We start from the raw sequence: 22,724 nt of genomic DNA on the forward strand, positions 1-22,724 counted from the left end.
TTTCCTCTTCAAAAGACGGAACCTGCTTATTTATTTGTAAAATAGGTATAGAGAACGTCCTGAATGATGCTGTAAACAGCCTCATTTTGATCTTCCTCTTGCATCTGGCGCAAAACTTTTTCTTCTAGATCGGCCCATTCTTTCTCCGTTAATATACAATTTTCTTCTTCCCATAAATAATCCTTCAACGAATGTTGGATCATTTTTCTTATCAATAAACGATTCATTTCTTCACCTGGCTTTCCTTATAAAGCCTAGACTTTTGACTCAAAAACGTCAATCTGCAAAATTCGCTGAAAAAATTACCATTGTTATAAGAACATACATTCGGTTAAAATGGGTATACATATAAAGAACAGATGTTCGTAATGTGATGAAAGGGGTGTGTCGAATGAACTATGATGAAATGCCTAAGCGAACGATCCTATGTATGGATATGAAAAGTTTTTATGCAAGCTGTGCTGCTGTTCGCTTAGGATTAAATCCGCTGACATGTCATTTGGCAGTAGTAGGGGATACGGAGAGACAAGGAAGCGTTGTGCTTGCAGCATCACCAAGACTGAAGGCTGACTTTGGCATTCGAACAGGCAACCGTCTGTTTGAGATTCCAAAAAATAAAAACATTATCGTTGTAAACGCGCAGATGGCTTATTTTTTAGAAAGATCGATGGAGATTACGAAGATGCTGCATCGATATGTTCCGCCAGAGTCCATCCACACATATAGCGTGGATGAAAGCTTTCTTCAAGCTGACGGAACAGAAAGGTTGTGGGGAAGCGCACAAGAACTTGCTGAGAGAATTCGCCGTGACATCTGGCGAGAGTTTGGATTGCCATGTGCGATCGGAATCGGTCCGAACATGCTCATGTCAAAACTATGTCTCGATCTTGACGCGAAGAAAAAAGGAGTAGCGCAGTGGGGGTATGAAGATGTAGAGAAGAAGTTATGGCCTCTGTCTCCCTTAAGCCAGATGTGGGGAATCGGATCAAGAGTAGAGCGGACGTTAAACAGGATGGGTATTGTAACAGTCGGTGACCTCGCACATTATCCTCTCGAACTTTTAGAGAAAAAATTCGGGATCATGGGAAATCAGCTCTATCATCATGCTTGGGGCATCGATCTGTCTGAAATTGGTGCGCCCATCATGCAAGGTCAGGTCAGTTACGGAAAAAGCCAGATCTTACTTCGGGATTATACAGATATAACGGAGATCAAACATGTCATTTTAGAGATGTGTGAAGAGGTAGCAAGACGTGCAAGAAGGGCGAGAAAAGCAGGAAGAACGATTAGTTTTGGGCTAGGGTACAGCAAAGATGAGGGTGGTGGCGGCTTTCATCGTTCTAAATCGATCGATCAGCCATCTAATATTACGATGGAGCTGTATGAAGTGTGTCTAGAACTTCTCCAAACCTTTTATCGTGGAGAGACGGTGCGTAAGATTTCGATCGCTCTTTCTAATGTTTGCGAAGATACTGAAACACAGCTCACCTTGTTTTCTTTAGACCATCCAAAGAAAAGAAAGATCGGCTACGTTATGGATGATATTCGGCAAAAATACGGCTCCAACTCTCTTCTGCGAGCTGTTTCTTATACAAAAGGAGGAACAGCATTGTACAGAAGCCGACTTTTAGGCGGACATAAGGCATAAGGGGGCGGAAAAACCGTGATTCGTGACAGAGGAACGATTAAGTGGACGGCGATGATGCTGCCGGAACACGTAAAAATGTTAAGAGAGCATCAGGACGGTTTGGACTATGGAAGAAAACCAGAATTAGATGAACAAAAGTATGAAGAATTTAATGAGACAATCTGTATGGCGATGGAAGAGAACCAAGCGCTGAAGTTCACGTATTTTGAAAAAGGCAGGGCGCTCGTAACTATAGGCCATGTGCATTATATTGATGAATATAAAAAAGAGTTAAGGGTGCTGAATGAAGAGAAAAAGATGCATATCTTAAAAGTGATTGACATCATGGACGTGGAATATGCATAGCTGCGTAAGAATATAGACATGAAAAAACAGCAAAAACTAACGTTGAAGATAGTTTTTGCTGTTTATTTATCCAAAGATTTGAGTTAAGTAGATCATGATCAAGAGCCCGGCAATAAAGGATAAAGTAGCAGATCGAGCGTGACCGTCACCATGGCTTTCTGGTATGAGTTCTTTATAGACGATAAAGAGCATGGCGCCGGCGGCAAAGGAAAGGCCATAAGGCACTAGATTCTCTACATAAGAAGTGAGCACATAGCCAAGCAAAGCCGTAACAATTTCAACAGCACCTGTTAATGTTGCAATAAGGAAAGCCTTGAAACGATTCATATTTTGATGAATGAGAAAAAGAGCGACTAACAGACCTTCAGGTGCGTTTTGAAGTCCGATTGCAAATGCGATCAAACCGCCAAGTCCTGTATTTTCACTAGCATAACTGACCCCAACAGAAAGACCTTCCGGCAGGTTGTGCAATGTGATCGCAGCAATGACAAGAAAGGCTTTAGCATCAATGCCTTTAAAGATCTTAGAATGATCAAGATCAACGTGCGGAACGAACCTTTCTAAGAGTAAGAGTGTTAGGGTACCGAGTGTGATACCGATCGTAAGTACAGTTAGATTTGATAGTTCAAGAGCTTGGGGAATCAAGCTGAACGTTGAAGCAGCGACCATGATACCTGCAGTAAGAGCAAGTAATATGTCGCGAAACCGATGTGTTACCTGAGACCAGAAAAGAACAGGCAGTGCACCAAAACCGGTTGCTAATGCAGATAAAACACTTCCAAATAAAGCAGCTTCCATTCTGTTACCCACCTTAGTCAAATATCCAATTTTATAAAAATAGTCATATGGCTCTTTTAGTATACCGCCAAATCCTTTTTAATAGAAGTAAGCGCCATTTTCATTTCAAAAAGCGCTTCTATCGGAGAAATAAGAAGGTGACAATTTGAAAGTCATAATCATTGACCCGGGCCATGGAGGTAATGATCCAGGAGCGGTAAATAAAGAGCAATTTGAAAAAGTATATAATCTGGCAATCGCCAAAAAGATACAAGCTAATCTTCAAAACAACTATGAAGTGACGGTCATCATGACTCGAACAGGTGATACAACCGTATCATTAGAAGAAAGAACAAATGTAGCAAACAGCAAGAATGCAGAGCTGTTTGTGTCTATCCACCAGAACATCGGTGGGGGAGAAGGATTTGAAAGCTATGTGCACCAGCGAGCAGGTGCTGAAACGAAAAGGATACAAAACGTTTTACATGCATCAGTCGCGGCTGTTATGAGTAAGTACGGTGCGCGCGACAGAGGACAAAAACAAGCTGATTTTCACATGCTTCGTGAAACGAAAATGTCAGCTGTGTTATTAGAAGTGCTTTTCATAGATAACGAGAAAAACTTGGCTCTTATAAAAAGAGAAGATTTTCAAAATGAATTATCTATAGCGATCGCACAAGGAATCGCACAAAGTCTTTCTCTTCCAAAAAAACAGGTACAGATTACACAAACACAAATTTTCAATGTGATCGCAGGAGCATTTGAACAAAAAGAGAATGCGGTAACTCGAGTTTCACTTTTAGCCAAACAAAACATTACAGCCTTTATTGACGAAATAAAAAGCGGAAACAAAACGTATTACAGAGTTCAAGCTGGAGCTTTTCAAAATCGAGAGTACGCAGAGAATTTTGCTAAGACGATTCGTTCGCAAGGTGTCGTGGATGCTTATGTGGTAGAGAAGAGCACAAATCAGCAGCCTCCAGTCCAAGAACCGCCAAAGCCAAGTCCGGTGCCACCAAAGCCAAATCCAGAACCGCCAAAACCAGAGTCTCCAAAGGGACTGACGATTGGAGGTTCAACGTTACTCACAGCGGATGAGATGGATCGATTTGTTAGGAAGGTCAATCCCAATGCACCATCTGTAGCTGCTCTTTACGTTCAGATCGGACAGGTGTACGGGATTAGAGGGGATGTGGCATACGCTCAGGCTATTCAAGAAACAGGGTACTTCCGCTTTGAAGGCAATGTTAAGTCTTCACAGAATAATTATGCCGGAATCGGTGCGACAGGCAAGAACGAATCAGCCGTGTTTAAGACTCCTCAAGAAGGCGTATTAGCACACATCCAGCACTTGTTTGCTTATACGTCTACACAACCTCTACCTTCCCAATATCCTCTCGTTGATCCTAGATTCCAATATGTTCAAAGAGGCAGTGCAGTGACATGGGCACAGCTCAACGGAAAATGGGCCATTCCAGGAACGACGTACAGTACTATGATATTGGATATTTATAAAAAAATGCTAAATGAAGCGAAAATCCCATTGCAAACAAGAATGAATGCTTTAAATGCAATGCTGAATGACTTATAAAAAAACGTTGAATTCACGAGTGATTTTTCATAAACAGTAAAAAATAAGGCTTCGCATGTGAATCATTTCCTGCGAAGTCCTTATTTATTTTTAATTATTTTTTTAAAAAACTAAATGCACGCGTATTGAAGCTGTTAGGCTAAAAACCATACGAGTTAAATTTTTAAATAGCCAAATTGTGTGTTTTTTAATAGTAAGGAAGAATTAGCCAAAAGTGAGTGATCTGTAATAAGATAAAAATAAGAACAATAGATTAAGATTTACAGCATGAGAAAAGTCCAGACGAAAGTATTTTTTCTTTTAATTCTGTATTGGGTGGATCGCATATAATTTCAATGAAGTCATCAGGATAGATAGACAATGCGATGATACCAAGAAAGCTCTTTCCGTCAGCTGTTCGATCTCCTTTTTGTAGATAGATGGATTCTGTAAAGCTGCCAGTAAGTTCAACAAGTTTGGCAGCACGTTCTGCATAAATAGGTCGAGTTGCTTTTACGATCATAATCAAAAACCTCCTTTGCCAATCACACTATGTATGGATATGTGCATAAGAAGGAAAAATGCTTACTAAATGAAATTTTCACATGGAGGAAACATGAAACTTACAAAAAAGTGGCTATATCTAATGTTAATAGTTGCGGGTTTGATCATTTTATTTCTCTGGCTGCAAAAAAATTATAAGGGATTTAGTCCTGAAGAATTTAGAAATTGGATCATACAGTGGGGATGGATCGCACCTTTTATCTTTGTTGTTCTCTATACATTGAGGCCTTTTGTGTTATTTCCATCTTCCATATTTGCCATTACAAGCGGTTTGTCGTTTGGTTTTTATTGGGGATGTCTGTATACATATCTCGGATCGCTAGGAGGAGGACTCCTTACGTATTTCGCGATCAACCGCCTTGGCCGTTTCAAGAAAAATAAACAATGGAAAAACGAAAAATACGAAAAAGTACGTAACAAGATCGAAAGTGAAGGCGTTCGTTTCGTTCTGTTATTAAGGTTGCTTCCGGTATTAAATTTCGATCTCGTGAGTTATTTAACGTCCTTAACAAAGGTAAAGTTTAAAGACTATGCGATCGCTACTGCAATAGGGATCATTCCGGGAACAATCGCTTATACGTATTTAGGTACATCCATGACGTCTGGAAGTAAAAAAGTCGTTTGGATCGGCACTACTCTTTTATTTGTCCTTGTCGGTCTACCCATGATATTTAAGAAGAAGATGAAGGCAAAGGTAGGGTTGTAGAAATTAAGAAGGTTGCTCTGGAGGTAGGATCAGACTCATCGCTGACTCAGCATCAGCACCTTCAACGATATAAAGAAAAGAATCTCCTTCTTTTAACGTTAAAAAGAATGCTACGAGCTGTGATAACCCTGTGGCTTGAATGGTAATACCATCTTTACTTAAAAATAGCTGGCTGTTAAGTCTCTTAGCAGAATGCATAATCTCAATGGCCTTACTCACTGTATATTTAGCGGTCACGATCACTTTTTGAGAGCAGATTTGTTTCATAATCTGAAGCCTCCTGTATGAGATGATTGCTGATATATTTCCCATAAGTAGAGGGACCGAAACAAGGTCTTTAGTCCCGATGTGCAAAATGATGGAAAAGTATGTAGTGCTATAGAATAAAGAAGGGTACATACAAAAACGATAGATTTGGCTTTATGTAAAGAGTTGCTATAGAGAGAAGGAAGTACAAAGGGAAACGGACCAATAAATGGGGGAGATTGATTGCGGATTTCATTTAAACTATTCATCATGACTGTTTTACTTTTTAATCTGTCACAAACTTATGTGTTTGCCTCCTCACAGACCGTTGCTGAGAAAAAGGCAGGGGGCTTTCACTATAGCATAATAGCAGATGGAGAAATTTTGACTTGGAGTATTGGAGACGGTAAAAAACAGAGTAAGATCCAAGAAGGTAAAAAGAATCAGAGGGAGCTGGATCAATTTAGGGAAGCAGTTAATGAGATGAGCGTACAAAAATTCTCTTTAATTATCTATATAGCGTATCTGATCTTTATTGGAATTATAGGGTATACCCTGTATAAGAGGGTTGCGAAAAAAAGGGAAGAACTCATGGTCATCGTTGCGCTTTTCGCTATGTATGCCATATACAAGTGTTATAGGGCCTACGAATTTTTTGTAGAAGCTCAGTGGAATGCCAAGTATTATTTGGCAGTTCTTACATAAAGCAAAAAAAGTACAGCCGGCATGTGAAAGCCGGGCTGTACTCTTTTTTATGAATTTAATTTTGCTTTTTCACGTTTCGCCTGTCTTCTGAAGAATAACTCATATAGAACAGGTACGATGATCAATGTTAATAGTGTGGAAGTCGTTAGACCACCGATTACAACAATTGCTAATCCTTTAGAGATCAGCGTTCCTGACGATGTTGTTAATGCAAGCGGAATTAATGCTGCAATCGTCGCGAATGCTGTCATTAATATCGGACGTAAGCGAGTTTTACCAGCTTCTAATAGCGCCTCGCGAACTGGCATACCTTTAATCTCACGGTTTTGTCCGATGCGGTCTACCAATACGATCGCATTCGTTGTAACGATACCGATCAGCATCAGTATTCCGATCATCGCACTTACAGACAATGGTTCGTTGATTAAATATAATCCACCAATTGCTCCAACCGGAACGAATATGAGAGAAGAAAGGATGATGAATGGAATACGAGCTCGACCAAACGTGATCAACATCGTTAAGTAAACGAGACCGATGGCAACTAGCATCGCAAGGCCAAGATCTTTGAACGTATCCATCGTTTCTTCGCTTCCTCCGCCACCTTCTGTAGATACAGAAGAAGGAAGGTCTACATTATCTTCAACGCCTTTAATAACATCTTGTGTTACTTTTTGAACGTTGTCACCTTTTACTTGTGCAGAGACTTGCGCATAGATCTTACCATCAAGCTTTTGGATTCCAGTTACGGTATCTTTCTCTGTTACCTCAGCAACGTCTGAGATCTTAACCGGACCTGATGAACCAAATACAGTTAGGTCCTTGATCTCATCAAGAGATTTAACTGCTTCGTCATATTCAACTTTCACGTTCTTTTCATCGCCGTCTAATGTCAGTTCTCCTACTTCAACAGGTTTTGTTACATCTGAGACTGCTCCTAGAATAGCGAAGCCTGATACGCCTTTTTCAGCTGCTTTTTCAGTATCAATGTCAACAGCCCATTGTTTTTGTGTATCTTTAAAGTTGTTTGATACATACTTGATCGAATCAATCGTCTTCATGTACTCTTCAACTTCACTTGCTGCTTTCTGCAGATCTTCTAAGTTGTTTGAATATAGATCAATATTGACTTCGTTATTAGCTGGAGGCCCGCCGCTTGAAACTTCCTGCAAGCTGATTACGGTTCCTTCTGCTTTTTCGTCTGTGATTTCTTTAATATCTTTTTCTAGCTCTTTTAATTCTGTATCAATGTTTGCTTCTTTTTTGAGGTTAACAAAATAGTTGGCAACATTTTGACGCTTAAGACCGGTTTGGAAATCACGAGAACCGATACCAGCTGTTACATCTTCAATCGTACCGCGCTTAGAGAGGTACTCTTCAACTTCTAAAGACACTTCGTTCGTCTTTGTTACATTTGTACTTGCAGGTAATTCAACGTTAATCGTTAATGTTTTTTGTTCTTCATTCGGCAGGAACACCATTCCAAGCTTTGTTGCAAGGAAGAAAGATCCGCCTAAAAGAATGAATGAAGTGAAAAGAACTAGAATTTTATGGTTCAATGAGGCTTTGATCAGTTTTTCATAACCACGTTGCAATGGACCATCGTTCTTTTCTGGTTTAACGGTTTTAAATGCATATTTTGCTAGGATCGGTACGATCGTAACAGCAACGATCAATGATGCTAATAATGCGAATACAACCGTTAATGCGAACGGCAAGAAGAACTCACCTGTGATACCGCCGACAAGACCGAGTGGTAAGAATACAACGACGGTTGTAATCGTAGAAGACACGATCGCTTTTAAAATTTCGCGTGTAGAATCAATGATCAACTCATCACGGTCGTAGTCACCATCTGTTTTACGGATTCTCCTAAAGATATTTTCGATAACTACGATACTATCATCTACAACACGTCCGACGGCTACTGCCATTCCACCTAGTGTCATGATATTTAAAGTAATATCAAGACGGTCTAAGAAGATAGCCGACACGAGCAGTGAAAGCGGAATTGAGATGATGGCGATGATGGTTGCTCTGAAGTTGCGAAGGAATATCAATACGGCTAAAGAAGCGAACAATGCTCCAAATAGTCCTTCTTTAACTAGCGTGTTTACAGAGTCTTTAATGCCTTCTGCCTGGCCGAAACCAATCGCATAGTCTAACTTATCATCGTATTTATTTTTGTTAAGTACTTCTAAAACTTTGTCAGCCACTTCGACCGTATTTGCATCTTGTTTCTTTGTTACGGCCATAGAGAGTGAAGCTTTTTGGTTATATCTTGTGATTTCACTAACATCATCTGTTTCTTTAACTTCAGCAAGATCACCAAGCTTTAAGTTTGCTGGTGCTTGAGGTGCTTGTGCTCCCCCAGGTGCTCCGCCTCCAGGTTGAGTTGCTTCACCTGGTGCTCCTCCGCCAGATTCTCCAGGAGACTGTGTAGGTGCGCCTTGACTTGAAGAGATTGTAATCTCCTTTAGTTCGGCAACTGTATCGACTACTTCTTCAACACGAACTGGGACTGTAATCGAGTCATCGGTTACGGTACCAGCAGGAAAAGAGAGGTCACGGCTGTTGATTGCTTCTTTAACAGCGTTTAAGGTGATGCCAGCTTCTTTTGCTTTTTCTTTATCAAGTGTGATCGAGACGAATGTTTCTTTAACACCACCTACAGATACGTTGTTCACACCTTGGATCTTTTTAAGTTCTGGAACTAATTCGTCATTCACGAATGCTTGGATGTTTTCTCCTTCTTTTTCAGGGAATAGAGAAATATTGTAGATAGGAATCGTTCCAAATGAGAAACGGCTTACCTCTGGTTCCACATCTTCAGGAAGATCCGTTTCTGAAATGATGGATTTGACTTGATCTTCTACCTCATCCATATTTGCGGTGAAAGGAAAATCCATACTAATGATAGATACGCTTTCGTTCGAAGAACTCTTAACGGTTTTGACATCCTCAACTTGCTTCAATTGTGTTTCAAGTTTGTCCGTTACTTGTTCGTTCACATCTTCAGGAGATGCTCCTGGATAAACGGTTTGAACGGTCAGCTGTGGAAACTCAACGTTTGGCAGCAAATCCACTTTCAAGTTCGTGAATGAGAAGACTCCACCAACAATGAGTAAAAATGAAAAGATGAATATTGCTACTGGATTTTTTAAACTAAATCGTGTTAACCAGTTCATTGTTTCCTCTCCTACGTATGTTTTTATTTTTCATATGTGTATTTTCACATATGTTTATATATAATATAATAGCTGTATAAGATTTATATCAAGTATTAAGAATAAAATATTTGTGAAAAATGTGTTACAATGCAAAGCAGAACAGAAAGAAAGAAGGGTATCAAATGGCGTTAAGGTATGCGCTGTTAGGTTTATTGGCGAAAAATGAAGCAACAGGTTACGAGCTAACACAGCAATTTAAAGAAACAGTTATTCATTTTTGGACAGCCCATCACACGCAGATCTATAGAGAACTCTTAAAGATGGAAGAAGAAGGACTTACACAATCAAAGACCGTACAGCAGAGTGATTATCCTGATAAGAAGATATATGCGATCACGGACAAAGGTTTTGAACAGCTGCTTGAATGGATGCTGAATAAACCTGTAAATGCACCAAAGCTGAAAGACGATTTGTTATTGAGGGTATCCATGTTTCATTTTATCCCGACAGACAAAGCGATTGCTTTTTTAGAAAAAAGTAAAGAACACCATCAGATGGGACTGATGATGACGAAAAAATGGCAAGAAGAGCACTTTCCAAAAGGAACGTATGGAAAAAACGAACTTGGTGAGTTTTTAACAAGTGAATACGGCATTCGATATATGGAAAGCTGGTTATCATGGTGTAACTGGGCGATTAAAGTTCTAAAGAAGAAAGGTGAGTCATAAAACAGTATGGAAATTGTATTTACAGATGCAGCATTAACCCGATTGGAAAAGAAGGTACAGGGAAAAGAAGGGTACCTGAAGCTCAAACATGATACAGAAGGCTGTGGCTGCGTTGTGAGCGGTGTAGCTGCCCTTGTTCTCGTCGATCAAACAGAGGAGAACGATACCAAAATTGAGACGAACGGTCCAGATCTATTCATGGAATACAATACAGCTGTATTCTTTGCTGAAAAGATGACCATTGATGCACCAGCAGGCAACCATTTTTCATTAAAAAGTCCTGTTGAGATGCTGAATCCTTCAATGAAATATTATGATAGAACGAAACAAAACACGGGCATGTAAGAAGCCCGTGTTCTGTTTTTTTAAGGCTGAGGAACGTTCTTTAACAGTTGAAACTGCTTGCTTGAAACAGGTTTTGAGAGACGAGGAGATATGTAGGCTGCAGCTTCAAGTAGCTTATCGAGGTGAATCCCTGTGGATATTCCCATCTGAGAAAGCATGTGAACAACGTCTTCAGAAGCCACGTTACCTGAAGCTCCAGGTGCGAACGGACAACCGCCAAGCCCTCCAGCAGATGTATCAAAACGGTCGATGCCGGCTTGAAGGCTGGCAAAAATGTTAGCAAGAGCCATTCCTCTCGTATCATGAAAATGAGCGGTTAAAAGTGTTGTTCCACGCAGATGATGTTTTAAAAGTGTAAAAAGTTCAAAACATTCTGCTGGATTGGCCATACCAATCGTATCTGCAACACTTAGTTCATCCACACCCATATCTTCAAAATCCAGACAAATTTTTAAAACGTCCTGTTCATCGATCTTGCCTTCGAATGGGCAATAAAAACTAGTTGAGATACAAGCCCTCACAAAGAATCCTCTGCGCTTTAAATCTTCAATAAGAGGTCGTAGTTCATTCATACTTTCTTCTGTTGTTTTGTTTATATTCTTCTTATTGAACGTATCGCTGACACCTACGAATACAGCAATATGTTTCACTCCCGATTCAACAGCTAAGTCAATTCCTTTTTGGTTTGGAGCGAGGACAAAATTTCGTTGATCGTCCAAGCAGTTATCAATGATGACAGAAGCATCTTGCATTTGAGGAACCCATTTTGGTGAAACGAATGAAGTGAGCTCCATCTCTTGAAATCCGGCATTTTTTAACAGGGAAATAAATTCTATCTTATTCTTTGCAGGTATTAAATTCTTTTCATTTTGAAGACCATCTCGCGGTCCAACTTCTATAAGCGTAACCCTTTCAGGTAAGTCCACTAGTGTAAACCCCTTTCTTGAAAACGTTTTCCTATGGTTATTTTAACTAAAAAAAATCGTCTGTTGCAACACATTTAAATTGTTATGGTATGATAAAAAGGAATTTTCAGAAATTTAATAGAGATCCACAAGGAGGAGACTAGGAATGGTTTCAAGGGAGAGAGATGCTGTAGTTGTAAGCGCTGTCAGAACACCGATCGGAAGCTTTATGGGAAGCTTTAAAACGGTTGCGGCAACAGAATTAGGAGCGATCGCGATCAAAGATGCATTGAATAAAGCTGGTGTCCCGAAGGATTCAGTAGATGAAGTCATCATGGGCAATGTGCTGCAAGCAGGCCTCGGACAGAACCCAGCCCGACAAGCGGCTATTAAAGCTGGTTTACCGAACGAGGTATCCAGTATGACGATTAATAAAGTGTGCGGTTCAGGTCTCAAGGCGATCCATCTCGCGTGCCAAGCAATCTGGCTAGATGAAGCAGATATTATCGTTTGCGGTGGAATGGAAAACATGAGCCAAGCTCCTTACCTTTTGAACGGGGCGAGAGATGGTCTCAGAATGGGTAATGCTCCGATGGTAGATTCCATGATTCAAGATGGATTATGGTGTGCATTTGGTGATTATCACATGGGAATCACCGCGGAAAACTTATGCGAGACGCACTCATTGTCTCGTGAAGAGCTAGATGAGTTTGCAGCAGAAAGCCAAAGAAAATGTGCACAAGCGCAAGAACAAGGAAAATTTAATGACGAGATCACGCCGGTAGAGATTCCTCAACGTAAAGGTGATCCGATTATTGTTGATACAGATGAATACCCAAAACCAAGTTCAACGGCTGAAAAGCTAGGGAAGCTTCGCCCTGCGTTCAAGAAAGATGGAATGGTAACAGCAGGTAACGCGTCAGGCATCAATGATGGCGCTGCAGCACTTGTTGTGATGAGCAGAAAGAAAGCAGAAGAACTAGGATTGAAACCAATTGCCGTTGTAAAAGCGAATGCAAGTGCTGGTGTTGCACCAGAAGTGATGGGAATCGGACCAGTGGAAGCTGTTAAAAAAGTTTTAAGAAAGACAGAGTTAAGCATGAATGACTTTGACTTGGTTGAAGCCAATGAAGCATTTGCAAGTCAATCTCTAGCGGTTGGCAAGGATCTTGAATTTGATAAAGAAAAATTGAATGTAAACGGTGGAGCGATTGCGCTCGGGCATCCGATCGGAGCAAGCGGCGCAAGAATCGTCGTGACATTGCTTCATGAGATGAAACGCAGAAATGCAAAACGAGGTCTTGCAACGCTCTGTATTGGTGGTGGCCAAGGGGTAGCGTCGGTTTTTGAGAACGAAGAAGAATAAATGACTGTTTAAAGACAATGAGCGTAAAAAGGAGAGAGAAAAATGAAACCAATATTGAACTCAGCACTTGAAGCTGTAGCAGATATAAAAGATGGATCTACTCTTTTAGTAGGAGGGTTCGGTCTTGTTGGAATTCCTGAGAACTTAATCTTAGCACTAGTCGAAAAAGGTACGAAAGATCTTACCGTCATCTCAAACAACTGTGGAGTGGATGACTGGGGTCTGGGCCTTCTATTAAAAAATAAACAGATCAAAAAGATGGTCGGATCTTACGTTGGTGAAAACAAAGAATTTGAAAGACAAGTATTATCAGGTGAGATTGAAGTAGATTTAATCCCACAAGGTACACTTGCGGAAAGAATTAGAGCAGGCGGTGCAGGCATTCCTGCGTTCTATACTCCAGCAGGAGTAGGAACACCAATTGCTGAAGGAAAAGAAACACGTACGTTTAACGGTAAGGAATATCTGCTTGAAGAAGGAATCGTAGCTGACTTTAGTTTGATTCGAGCAGCAAAAGGAGATAAAGCAGGAAACCTGATCTATAACAAAACGGCTCGTAACTTTAATCCGATGATTGCAGCAGCTGGAAAGGTGACGATTGCTGAAGTAGAAGAGATTGTTGAGATCGGTGATCTGCACCCTGATTACATACATACACCAGGTGTATATGTTCAAAAGTTGATTGTTGGAACACAAGAAAAACGCATTGAACGACTCACTGTAAAAAAAGGATAAAAGGAGGGAAACCATTATGAATATTAGAGAAAGAATTGCAAAAAGAGCTGAAAAAGAAATCGAATCAGGATTCTATGTAAATTTAGGGATCGGAATGCCGACGATGGTTGCCAATTTTATTTCCGATAATAAAGAGGTTGTTCTACAGTCAGAAAACGGGCTTTTGGGAATCGGACCTTATCCACTTGAAAGTGAAGTTGATCCTGACCTGATCAATGCAGGAAAAGAAACCGTCACGGCTATTAAAGGTGCATCTTACTTCGACAGTTCTGAGTCGTTTGCTATGATCCGCGGCGGTCACATCGATATCGCGATACTAGGCGGAATGGAAGTTTCAGAGAATGGGGATCTAGCCAACTGGATGATCCCAGGAAAGATGATAAAAGGAATGGGCGGGGCAATGGACCTTGTGCATGGAGCAAAGAAGATCATCGTCATCATGGAACATGTGAACAAAGCAGGTGACAGTAAAATCTTAAAGGAATGTCAGCTTCCCCTAACAGGTAAAGGAGTCGTGGAACGAATCATTACTGATCGAGCTGTCATGGACGTTTCTGAAAAAGGTCTCGTCTTAAGAGAAGTAGCAGAAGGATATTCCGTTGAGGATGTGGTGAATTCAACCGAGGCCAAACTGTCTGTCGCAGAGGATGTTAAGTTAAACGCTTATTAAGGTATGTCCTTGTGATAAATATTTATTACACGAAGAAGATTCATGATCAATACAAGGGTTCTTAATCTTTTAAATAAAGAGGTGCAACCACATGACTATCTATATCATAGATGGGGCTAGAACGCCGTTCGGATCATATGGAAAATCCTTGACTGGTGTGAGTCCGACAGACCTAGGTGAGATATCTGCTCTAGAGGCGATGAAACGTGCCAACATTTCTCCAGCAGATATAACGGATGTAGTTTATGGTAATGTTATTCATTCAAGCAAGAATGCCGCATATGTAGCGAGACATACTGCTTTAAAAGCAGGAGTGCCATCAGACGTTCCTGCCATGCTTGTCAACCGCTTATGTGGATCTGGCCTGCAAGCAGTCGTTTCAGCCGTGCAGAACCTACGTGATCAGGAAGAAGGAATCGCGCTTTCTGGAGGCATTGAAAATATGTCACAGTCGCCACACGTTTCTTTTCACCACCGGTTTCATAATCAAAAGTTTGGCCCGATCACGTTTGATGATATGCTTCTTCAGACGTTAAGTGATGAATACATCGGGTGTGGCATGGGTATTACAGCTGAAAATTTAGCTGATCAATATGCCATTTCAAGAGGAGAGCAAGATGAGTTCGCAAGTCTAAGTCATAGAAAAGCGGCTGAAGCAAGAGAGAGTGGAAGATTTACAAAAGAGATCGTTTCAGTACCGCTAAAAAACGGAGCTCTCTTTACAGAGGATGAAGGGATCAAACCTGAAACATCTGTTTCTTTGCTTGGAGATTTGAGGCCATCATTTCAAAAAGACGGAACAGTTACAGCGGGAAATTCTTCTTCTATTAACGATGGCGCCGTGTCACTCATTCTTGCTCATGAAAAATCGGTCAAAGAGAAAGGTTTAAAACCGCTCGTAGAGATTGTTTCATGGGCAGTAACAGGGGTCGATCCATCGGTGATGGGTATCGGTCCAGTACCAGCTATTCAGAAACTACTTCTAAAAACAGGTCTTACGATCGATGACATTGGTTTGTTTGAAATAAATGAAGCGTTTAGTTCTCAATACTTAGCTGTAGAAAAAGAACTACAATTAGATCGCGAAAAAACGAATGTAAACGGAGGAGCGATTGCACTCGGTCACCCTGTAGGTGCGAGTGGCGCAAGACTGTTGCTTACATTGAGTTATGAAATGAAACAACGTCAAGAAAAGTACGGTATAGCGAGCCTCTGTATTGGCGGTGGGCAAGGAATTGCGATGTTACTAAAACTAGTATAAAAAAAGTCCCGTGGAGCGATATCGCTGCAACGGGACTTTTTCTATTGGATTATGCTCGGTGCGTTTCGTAGATTTCAACTGGAAAAAGAGAGCGCAATGACTCTGACTCCGCTTCTCTTAAAGGTGTAGATTCAAAGGTTTTAATATTTTCTAAAAGTTGTTCAACTGAGCTCGCACCAGCAGCTGCAGTTGCCACTGGCTTTTGACTCAACACATATTGCAAAGCTGCGTGTGTGATGTTCTTATCGCCTAAGACATCTTTAGACTTCTCGATCCTTTTTTGTATGTCTGCGCCTGTGTAATGAAGAAACGTGCCATCAGCACTCTTTTGAAATGCTTTTTCACTCAACCATCCTTTTGCAACAGGACCTCTTGCGATCACACTTATATCCTTTGTATTGAGATAAGGAAACAGTTCTTCAGGACGTCTATCCAATAAACTGTATTGCATCATGATACTTTGAATATTCGAGTGCTCTGCAAAATATTTAATCGTGTTAGGCCGTATAGAAGAAATACCATAATAACGGATATATCCTTCAGACACGAGTTCATCAAAAGCTTCGATCGTTTCATCAAGCGGATCATCGATTGTTCCTCCGTGAAGCTGGTAGAGATCGATGTAATCAGTTTGTAGACGTTTTAAGCTATCCTTTAACGCAGATTTAATATAAGTTTTAGAAGGATTCCATTGCCATCCATCTCCTGGCTGGTTCCAATCGTTGCCACCTTTTGTCGCAAGAATGATATCTTGTCTAACTTCTTTTAGTGTTTTTCCAATAAACTCTTCATTCCACCCGAAGCCATATAAATCGGCTGTATCAAAGTAATTAATACCATGATCGAGTGCTGTCTTTACGATTCTCTCGTTCTCGTTTCTAAGCTCAGGTGCAAGTGACATACATCCTAAACTCAGTTCACTCACATACAAATCAGAAGAACCTAGTCTTCTTTTCTCCATTCTAATCACCTCAACTTCATTCGATTTGTTTCTGCTTTAAACCTATCATAATGATCTAAAAAAAGGAAAAAGTCCGCACAAAAAAAGATGCGAATATAAATTCACATCGTTAGCCGTTAAGCTGCGTTTATTTTTTAGGAGACGTGGCGTTGATCCAGTCTTGAACAAGTTCATGCTGCTTCATATAAGTTTGTAGCATATATTTGATCTGCCATGCCTTACCCACAAGGGTGATCCCTTTAGGTTGTAGATAGATCTTCATCTGCTATGCCTCCCTCATCGTCCTATTAAATGCAGTATTCCAAAGTATGATAGACTTTATGTAGAAAAGAAGATAAATAGACCATTGGAGTGTGGAAAATGGAAAACTTATACGAAAAAACGATAAGCAAAGAACAGATATACAGCGGTAAAGTTATTGATCTATATATAGAAGAAGTTGAACTGCCGAATAAGAAGACAGGAAAACGAGAGGTTGTTAAACACCCTGGAGCAGTTGCCGTACTAGCCGTAACAGATGAAGGTAAGATGTTAATGGTAGAGCAGTTCCGTAAACCACTCGAAAAGACGATTATCGAAATTCCGGCAGGTAAGCTTGAAAAAGGAGAAGACCCTTTAGAGTGTGCCAAGCGCGAATTGTTAGAAGAAACGGGTTTTGCTTGTGAATCTATGGAGTCTATCGGTTCTTTCTACACCTCGCCAGGGTTTGCAGACGAACTGATTCATCTCTACTATACGAACACTCTTACAAAACAAGGTAATCAGATGACAGATGAAGATGAATTCTTGAACGTCCTCGAATTAAGCGTAGATGAAGCGAAAGAATTAATGAGAGAAGAAAAGATTCATGATGCAAAAACAGCTTACAGTGTTATGTATATGGAGTTAACTCGTGCAGTCAAAAAATAAACTTCTACCGTTCTTTGCTGATATGCATATTCACATTGGAGCATCTCGAACAGGAAAAGCGATTAAGATTACAGGTTCAAGATCCCTGACACTCCGCAATATCTTACATGTAGCCAATCATGTAAAAGGGATGGATGTCATAGGAATCATCGATTGTCATTCACCTGAAGTAATTCAAGAATTAAAAGAGCTTAAACAAGAAGGTTCCTTGAAAGAGCTAGAAGAAGGCGGCTTATCGATTGATGGATTAACACTCATACCTGGAGCCGAGATCGAAATTAACGATGAACATTGTAAAGGCCCGATTCACGTTCTTGTATACATGCCTAGCCTTGCTGCAATGGAGAACTTAAGTCTTTGGCTATCTTCTCGAATGAAGAATATCCATTTAAGTTCACAGCGAATGTACGGCAGTGCTCTTGACCTACAACACTTTGTGAAAAATTCTGGCGGATTATTTATTCCTGCTCATATTTTTACTCCATTTAAAAGTTTATACGGAAAAGGAGTAGGCTCATCTCTAACGGAAGTGTTAGATCCGTCTATGATAGATGGTGTTGAATTAGGTTTAAGCTCGAATACAGAGATGGCATCCCGACTAGAAGAGCTTTCTTCATTCACTTTCCTGACGAATTCAGATGCACACTCATTAGAGAAGATTGCACGTGAATATCAGATGCTTTCCTTGAAGGAACCAACTTTTAAAGAATTCAGTATGGCTCTTCAAGGAGAAAATGGTAGAGAGATTATTGCTAATTATGGCCTGAATCCTTATCTCGGAAAATATTATAATTCGGTCTGTGAAACATGTTTAGAAGTTTTTCTTCCGAACAGTGACAGCTGCAATAAATGTGGAAGTAAGAAGTTTGTAAAGGGAGTCAACGACCGGATCAAAGAACTTCAAGGTACAAAGACAAGTAAAGTAAACAGACCACCTTATATTCATCAGATACCGCTGGAGTTCATACCAGGATTAGGTCCAAAATCTTTGGTGAAACTTCGTGAAGCGATCGGAACAGATATGGATATCATACATTCTTCTACAGAAGATCAACTTAAAGAAATTGTTAAACCAGCTATAGTAGAACAGATCCTATCCGCTAGAAACGGAGACCTCTCTGTCCAAATAGGCGGTGGTGGAACTTATGGAAAAGTAATTGTAAACCATCCTAGTAAAAACAAAAAATAAGACATACCTTCTCCCCTGATTCATAGAATAGGATTAAGAGATTCGGTGGAGGAGGCTTACATATGGAGAGTGCGCGTTATTATATGCAGCGGCATCTAGAAGAGAATAAGACCTTGTATGCGTTTGTTGGTGTTCTCTTTTTAATGGGTGTCATCTTTGGAGCAATTATCGTAAATTCGTTGAGTCTGAATCAAAAACAAGATCTATACACGTATTTATCACGTTTTTTTGTTCAAGCTGCGGAAGGTGGCTTTACGAGCAAAACAGATATGTTCTTTCAAAGTTTTGGCCATTATCTAAAATATATGGGTCTAATGTGGATTCTAGGACTATCCGTGATCGGTCTGCCTGTTATCTTAGTTATGCTGTTCTTAAAAGGAGTAGTAATTGGTTTTACTGTAGGCTTCTTAGTGAATCAAATGGGATGGTATGGCTTTTTATTATCTTTTGTGTCGGTTCTGCCGCAGAACGTACTATTAATTCCAGCTTTCATTATTGTAACAGTAGCAGCAGTGGCTTTTTCATTTAAGATGATTCGTCAGCTTGCTTTTAAAAGACACCATATGCCTTTTTTGCCACAGCTTTTAAGATATACACTTTTGGTTGCAGGGGTAGGTGTAATGGTTCTGCTTGCCTCAACGATGGAAGCTTTCTTTACCCCAGCACTGATGGAGCAAGTTATAAAATGGTCGATTTAGTTTCTGGATAATAATTATTTGTTAATAATAAGTTTAAATCGTTAATTAAAATGAGTTTAAATTGACAACTTTTTTCTCCATGCTTATAATTATCTTGTGTGTACATAAGGAGGAAAAGGGTATGGAAAGCAGACTCGACCGTATCAAAAAACAGCTGCATTCACAAAGCTATAAGCTGACTCCACAGCGTGAGGCGACCGTTAGAGTCCTCCTCGAAAACGAAGAAGATCACTTAAGTGCGGAAGATGTTTATCTGCTCGTAAAAGAAAAGGCGCCAGAAATTGGTTTGGCGACCGTTTACCGTACTCTGGAACTCTTAACCGAGCTTAAAGTAGTAGATAAGATTAACTTTGGTGATGGGGTTTCCCGTTACGATCTTAGAACAGAGGGTGCGGACCATTTTCATCATCATCTCGTTTGTATCGAATGTGGAGCGGTGGATGAAATACAAGAAGACCTTCTTGGCGATGTGGAAAAAGTAGTTGAAGAAGGCTGGAATTTCAAAATTAAAGATCACAGACTTACATTTCATGGAATCTGTCACAGATGTCATCCTAAGGATAATAATGAAGGTAAAGGAAGCGAAGAGTAGCGCTTCCTTTTTGTTTTTGTTCAACAATTTTCGAGTTGGTAGGTATCTTCGAAAAGGATTTCATACTCACTTAGAAGATATTAGGCAAAGAATATTTACAAAGTCCGAAGAATCGGGTAACGTATGAGGTGTAGATTTAAGTTTTATGTATAATCGGGGAACATGTGGGCATAACCTGTACTATATGAGGACAGGGGTGGACATGATGATTTCCTGGATGAAAATCGTTTGGAATACAACAAAGGTGTTCTTTGCTTTTTCAATTTGCACGCTCGTGTTTTATTTCGGTTTGCTTTGGATTAATTCAGAATATGAAAACTATCATAGATATGACGAACCAAAAGGTAAAGCTGTTAAAGTCTTTAACTTGAGTTCTGATAAGGACTCAAACCCTGTAAAAAGACTTTTTTATTTTTATCAAACGGGTGAGTAAGGAGGGGTAGAGTGAACGAACATGTTCAGGATTTTCTTCAATACATTATTGTAGAACGAGCCCTCTCAAAGAACACAATCGACTCCTATAAGAGAGATTTAACTCAATATGTACGATATCTCGAAAAAGTCGAATCTCTTGAAACGATTCATGAGATTGACCGTAATCATATAATGGGGTATCTTTTATTTTTAAAAGAGAATGGTAAGGCTTCCACGACGCTAGCGCGCAACATTGCGTCTATTCGGTCTTTTCACCAGTTTCTTCGAAGAGAAAAAGTCTCCAGTCAAGACCCTTCTGTACATATTGAAACACCTAAAACAGAGCGGAAGCTTCCTAAAGTATTATCCACAGAAGAGGTTGAAGCATTATTAGACACACCTGCTGCAAACGATCCCTTTTCTCAAAGAGACAAGGGCATGCTCGAGCTATTGTATGCAACAGGCATTCGAGTTTCAGAACTTGTTCAGCTTAATATAGGAGATGTTCACCTAGATATGGGATTCATCCGCTGTATAGGTAAAGGGAATAAAGAAAGAATTATCCCTCTTGGGAAAATGGCCCAAACAGCAATCGAACGATATCTGCAAGATGGACGGTCAATCATGTTAAAAAGCAAGAAAACGGATGCACTCTTTCTAAATCATCACGGAAATCGTTTATCTCGACAAGGATTTTGGAAGATATTAAAGCAACTAGCAAGAAAAGCTCATATTGAAAAAGAACTCACGCCGCATACACTTCGCCATTCGTTCGCTACTCATCTGTTAGAAAACGGTGCGGATCTTCGTGCAGTGCAAGAGATGTTGGGACATGCTGATATTTCAACCACACAAATATATACGCATGTAACAAAAACGAGATTAAAAGATGTATACTCCGCCTTCCATCCGAGGGCGTGAGCTTTCTTTTTATAACAAGATGTCAGACTTCTGACATCATTAAGGATTTGTTTGTTGTTTCTGCTAAAAGGAAATAGTAAATAAAGTGAATGTACGAATTTCAGGAGGACAAGATGAAACAATCACGTTTTAAGAGAACTTTTTTAGTCGTAATGGATTCTGTAGGAATCGGTGAAGCCCCAGATGCAGAAAAATTTGGAGATAAAGGAGCTCACACGCTAGGCCATATTGCTCGTGAAATGAATGGCCTCAACGTTCCAAATATGGAGAAGCTTGGACTTGGAAATATTGATTCGACGATGGAGGGTGTTGAAAAGGCAACGAATCCAATCGGTCATTACGCGAAACTACCTGAACTTTCAAATGGTAAAGATACGATGACGGGGCACTGGGAGATCATGGGACTTCATATTAAGGAGCCTTTTCAAACGTTTCCAGATGGCTTTCCTGATGAGTTGATTGATATGCTTACAGAAAAATGGGGCAGAGGAATTCTTGGTAATAAGCCTGCTTCAGGTACAGAGATTATTACTGAGCTTGGAGAAGAACATGTACAGACTGGTAAGTTGATCGTGTACACGTCAGCAGATTCAGTGCTTCAGATTGCAGCTCATGAAGATGTAGTTCCTCTAGAAGAATTATATGAGATCTGTGAAACGGCAAGAGAAATGACACGTGAAGGCAAGTATATGCTGGGAAGAATCATAGCTCGTCCGTTTAAAGGTGAGCCAGGAGCATTTGAAAGAACGTCTAACCGTCACGACTACGCTTTAAAACCTTTCGGAAGAACGGTAATGAACGAGTTAGAAGACGCAGGTTACGACAGCATCGCACTAGGTAAGATCTCTGATATCTTTGATGGTGAAGGTGTTACAAAAGCCATTCGCACGAAATCGAACATGGATGGAATGGACAAGCTTGTGAAATCTATGGATGAAGACTTTACAGGTCTTAACTTTTTGAACTTGGTCGATTTTGATGCATTGTTTGGACATAGAAGAGATCCTAAAGGGTATGGACAAGCATTAGAAGAATTTGATGCTCGATTACCAGAAGTTCTAGAAAAGCTTAAAGAAGATGATCTCCTTATCATCACGGCAGACCATGGAAACGATCCTGTTCATCACGGAACAGATCACACACGTGAATATGTGCCATTAATGGTATATTACAAAGGCATTAAAAAAGGTAAAGAACTTAGCGTAGGTAATACGTTCGCTGATATTGGTGCAACGATCGCTGAGATTTATGATGTAAAAAAACCTAGTATCGGCCAAAGCTTTTTAAATCAACTTTAAG

Annotated in this window: 26 protein-coding genes; 18 read left to right on the forward strand and 8 right to left on the reverse strand. The window is 40.2% G+C overall.

The features are described from left to right. Positions 1 to 26: 26 nt before the first annotated feature. Positions 27 to 227 carry a YqzH family protein gene (locus ACOZ9X_RS05920; RefSeq protein WP_423417374.1) on the reverse strand — a complete coding sequence of 67 codons (201 nt, stop codon included), beginning with the start codon at positions 225 to 227 and terminating at the stop codon, positions 27 to 29. 164 nt (positions 228 to 391) lie between these two features. On the opposite strand from ACOZ9X_RS05920, the gene ACOZ9X_RS05925 reads away from it, so the two are divergent. Together ACOZ9X_RS05925 and ACOZ9X_RS05930 are read left to right on the forward strand one after the other, a co-directional pair. Continuing rightward, on the forward strand, positions 392 to 1,648 hold the full coding sequence (locus tag ACOZ9X_RS05925; RefSeq protein WP_197221251.1) for a DNA polymerase thumb domain-containing protein: 1,257 nt from the start codon (positions 392 to 394) through the stop codon (positions 1,646 to 1,648). A 15-nt stretch (positions 1,649 to 1,663) separates the two neighbouring features. Continuing rightward, a complete protein-coding gene (locus ACOZ9X_RS05930; protein ID WP_423417375.1) occupies positions 1,664 to 1,993 on the forward strand; it encodes a YolD-like family protein in 330 nt (109 codons plus the stop codon). 66 nt (positions 1,994 to 2,059) lie between these two features. Here the strand turns inward: ACOZ9X_RS05930 and ACOZ9X_RS05935 are convergent, their stop codons facing one another. Continuing rightward, complete coding sequence (locus ACOZ9X_RS05935; protein ID WP_137788969.1) at positions 2,060 to 2,791, reverse strand: ZIP family metal transporter; 732 nt, start codon at positions 2,789 to 2,791, stop codon at positions 2,060 to 2,062. A gap of 145 nt (positions 2,792 to 2,936) precedes the next feature. On the opposite strand from ACOZ9X_RS05935, the gene ACOZ9X_RS05940 reads away from it, so the two are divergent. Beyond that, the gene (locus ACOZ9X_RS05940) at positions 2,937 to 4,361 is read left to right on the forward strand and encodes an N-acetylmuramoyl-L-alanine amidase (protein WP_423417376.1); all 1,425 of its coding nucleotides are present in this window, start codon (positions 2,937 to 2,939) and stop codon (positions 4,359 to 4,361) included. Positions 4,362 to 4,614: 253 nt separating this feature from the next. Here ACOZ9X_RS05940 and ACOZ9X_RS05945 read toward each other — a convergent pair whose 3' ends face one another. Then, positions 4,615 to 4,863, reverse strand: a complete 249-nt coding sequence (locus tag ACOZ9X_RS05945) for an HPr family phosphocarrier protein (protein ID WP_423417377.1) — start codon at positions 4,861 to 4,863, stop codon at positions 4,615 to 4,617. Between the two features lie 93 nt (positions 4,864 to 4,956). Here ACOZ9X_RS05945 and ACOZ9X_RS05950 point away from each other — a divergent pair, with 93 nt between their 5' ends. Then, the gene (locus ACOZ9X_RS05950; protein ID WP_423417378.1) at positions 4,957 to 5,610 is read left to right on the forward strand and encodes a TVP38/TMEM64 family protein; all 654 of its coding nucleotides are present in this window, start codon (positions 4,957 to 4,959) and stop codon (positions 5,608 to 5,610) included. Positions 5,611 to 5,613: 3 nt separating this feature from the next. On the opposite strand, the gene ACOZ9X_RS05955 is transcribed toward ACOZ9X_RS05950, so the two are convergent. Then, positions 5,614 to 5,877: an HPr family phosphocarrier protein gene (locus ACOZ9X_RS05955; protein WP_066395914.1), complete on the reverse strand. Its 264-nt coding sequence runs from the start codon at positions 5,875 to 5,877 to the stop codon at positions 5,614 to 5,616. A gap of 222 nt (positions 5,878 to 6,099) precedes the next feature. Between ACOZ9X_RS05955 and ACOZ9X_RS05960 the strand changes: the two genes are divergently transcribed. Beyond that, a complete protein-coding gene (locus ACOZ9X_RS05960; RefSeq protein ID WP_423417379.1) occupies positions 6,100 to 6,561 on the forward strand; it encodes a hypothetical protein in 462 nt (153 codons plus the stop codon). 47 nt (positions 6,562 to 6,608) lie between these two features. On the opposite strand, the gene ACOZ9X_RS05965 is transcribed toward ACOZ9X_RS05960, so the two are convergent. Beyond that, on the reverse strand, positions 6,609 to 9,749 hold the full coding sequence (locus ACOZ9X_RS05965) for an efflux RND transporter permease subunit (RefSeq protein WP_423417380.1): 3,141 nt from the start codon (positions 9,747 to 9,749) through the stop codon (positions 6,609 to 6,611). A 164-nt stretch (positions 9,750 to 9,913) separates the two neighbouring features. Between ACOZ9X_RS05965 and ACOZ9X_RS05970 the strand changes: the two genes are divergently transcribed. Both ACOZ9X_RS05970 and ACOZ9X_RS05975 read left to right on the forward strand, forming a co-directional pair. Continuing rightward, positions 9,914 to 10,459 carry a PadR family transcriptional regulator gene (locus ACOZ9X_RS05970; protein ID WP_137788976.1) on the forward strand — a complete coding sequence of 182 codons (546 nt, stop codon included), beginning with the start codon at positions 9,914 to 9,916 and terminating at the stop codon, positions 10,457 to 10,459. Positions 10,460 to 10,465: 6 nt separating this feature from the next. After that, entirely contained in the window at positions 10,466 to 10,804 is a 339-nt protein-coding gene (locus ACOZ9X_RS05975) for an iron-sulfur cluster biosynthesis family protein (RefSeq protein WP_423417381.1), read from the forward strand. 20 nt (positions 10,805 to 10,824) lie between these two features. Here ACOZ9X_RS05975 and ACOZ9X_RS05980 read toward each other — a convergent pair whose 3' ends face one another. Beyond that, the gene (locus ACOZ9X_RS05980; RefSeq protein WP_423417382.1) at positions 10,825 to 11,730 is read right to left on the reverse strand and encodes a hydroxymethylglutaryl-CoA lyase; all 906 of its coding nucleotides are present in this window, start codon (positions 11,728 to 11,730) and stop codon (positions 10,825 to 10,827) included. 145 nt (positions 11,731 to 11,875) lie between these two features. On the opposite strand from ACOZ9X_RS05980, the gene ACOZ9X_RS05985 reads away from it, so the two are divergent. The 4 genes from ACOZ9X_RS05985 (at position 11,876) to ACOZ9X_RS06000 (ending at position 15,741) form a co-directional block, all read left to right on the forward strand. Beyond that, a complete protein-coding gene (locus ACOZ9X_RS05985) occupies positions 11,876 to 13,075 on the forward strand; it encodes an acetyl-CoA C-acetyltransferase (protein ID WP_423417383.1) in 1,200 nt (399 codons plus the stop codon). Between the two features lie 42 nt (positions 13,076 to 13,117). Continuing rightward, positions 13,118 to 13,810 carry a CoA transferase subunit A gene (locus ACOZ9X_RS05990; protein ID WP_423417384.1) on the forward strand — a complete coding sequence of 231 codons (693 nt, stop codon included), beginning with the start codon at positions 13,118 to 13,120 and terminating at the stop codon, positions 13,808 to 13,810. Between the two features lie 16 nt (positions 13,811 to 13,826). Then, the gene (locus ACOZ9X_RS05995) at positions 13,827 to 14,480 is read left to right on the forward strand and encodes a CoA transferase subunit B (RefSeq protein ID WP_423417385.1); all 654 of its coding nucleotides are present in this window, start codon (positions 13,827 to 13,829) and stop codon (positions 14,478 to 14,480) included. Between the two features lie 91 nt (positions 14,481 to 14,571). Continuing rightward, positions 14,572 to 15,741: a thiolase family protein gene (locus ACOZ9X_RS06000; RefSeq protein WP_423417386.1), complete on the forward strand. Its 1,170-nt coding sequence runs from the start codon at positions 14,572 to 14,574 to the stop codon at positions 15,739 to 15,741. Positions 15,742 to 15,790: 49 nt separating this feature from the next. Here ACOZ9X_RS06000 and ACOZ9X_RS06005 read toward each other — a convergent pair whose 3' ends face one another. Together ACOZ9X_RS06005 and mciZ are read right to left on the reverse strand one after the other, a co-directional pair. Then, positions 15,791 to 16,702 (reverse strand): aldo/keto reductase, encoded by a 912-nt coding sequence (locus ACOZ9X_RS06005; protein ID WP_423417387.1) that lies wholly within the window; start codon positions 16,700 to 16,702, stop codon positions 15,791 to 15,793. A 127-nt stretch (positions 16,703 to 16,829) separates the two neighbouring features. Next, a complete protein-coding gene (mciZ, locus tag ACOZ9X_RS06010; protein ID WP_423417388.1) occupies positions 16,830 to 16,964 on the reverse strand; it encodes a Z-ring formation inhibitor MciZ in 135 nt (44 codons plus the stop codon). 98 nt (positions 16,965 to 17,062) lie between these two features. Here mciZ and ACOZ9X_RS06015 point away from each other — a divergent pair, with 98 nt between their 5' ends. From ACOZ9X_RS06015 to deoB, 7 genes are all read left to right on the forward strand, one after another. Then, positions 17,063 to 17,611: an NUDIX hydrolase gene (locus tag ACOZ9X_RS06015; protein WP_423417389.1), complete on the forward strand. Its 549-nt coding sequence runs from the start codon at positions 17,063 to 17,065 to the stop codon at positions 17,609 to 17,611. A 22-nt stretch (positions 17,612 to 17,633) separates the two neighbouring features. Then, positions 17,634 to 18,800, forward strand: coding sequence for an endonuclease Q family protein (locus ACOZ9X_RS06020; protein ID WP_423418230.1), 1,167 nt, complete (start codon positions 17,634 to 17,636; stop codon positions 18,798 to 18,800). Positions 18,801 to 18,862: 62 nt separating this feature from the next. Beyond that, a complete protein-coding gene (gene spoIIM / locus ACOZ9X_RS06025) occupies positions 18,863 to 19,498 on the forward strand; it encodes a stage II sporulation protein M (protein WP_066395870.1) in 636 nt (211 codons plus the stop codon). A 121-nt stretch (positions 19,499 to 19,619) separates the two neighbouring features. After that, positions 19,620 to 20,090, forward strand: a complete 471-nt coding sequence (locus ACOZ9X_RS06030; RefSeq protein WP_423417390.1) for a Fur family transcriptional regulator — start codon at positions 19,620 to 19,622, stop codon at positions 20,088 to 20,090. Between the two features lie 202 nt (positions 20,091 to 20,292). Beyond that, positions 20,293 to 20,523: a YqzK family protein gene (locus ACOZ9X_RS06035; protein WP_313957519.1), complete on the forward strand. Its 231-nt coding sequence runs from the start codon at positions 20,293 to 20,295 to the stop codon at positions 20,521 to 20,523. Between the two features lie 11 nt (positions 20,524 to 20,534). Beyond that, entirely contained in the window at positions 20,535 to 21,425 is an 891-nt protein-coding gene (gene xerD, locus ACOZ9X_RS06040) for a site-specific tyrosine recombinase XerD (protein WP_423417391.1), read from the forward strand. Between the two features lie 113 nt (positions 21,426 to 21,538). Beyond that, the gene (deoB, locus tag ACOZ9X_RS06045) at positions 21,539 to 22,723 is read left to right on the forward strand and encodes a phosphopentomutase (protein ID WP_423417392.1); all 1,185 of its coding nucleotides are present in this window, start codon (positions 21,539 to 21,541) and stop codon (positions 22,721 to 22,723) included. The last annotated feature ends 1 nt before the right edge of the window (position 22,724 follow it).

It is taken from the genome of Fictibacillus nanhaiensis (assembly GCF_049537595.1).
Taxonomy (GTDB): Bacteria; Bacillota; Bacilli; order Bacillales; family Fictibacillaceae; genus Fictibacillus; species Fictibacillus nanhaiensis_F.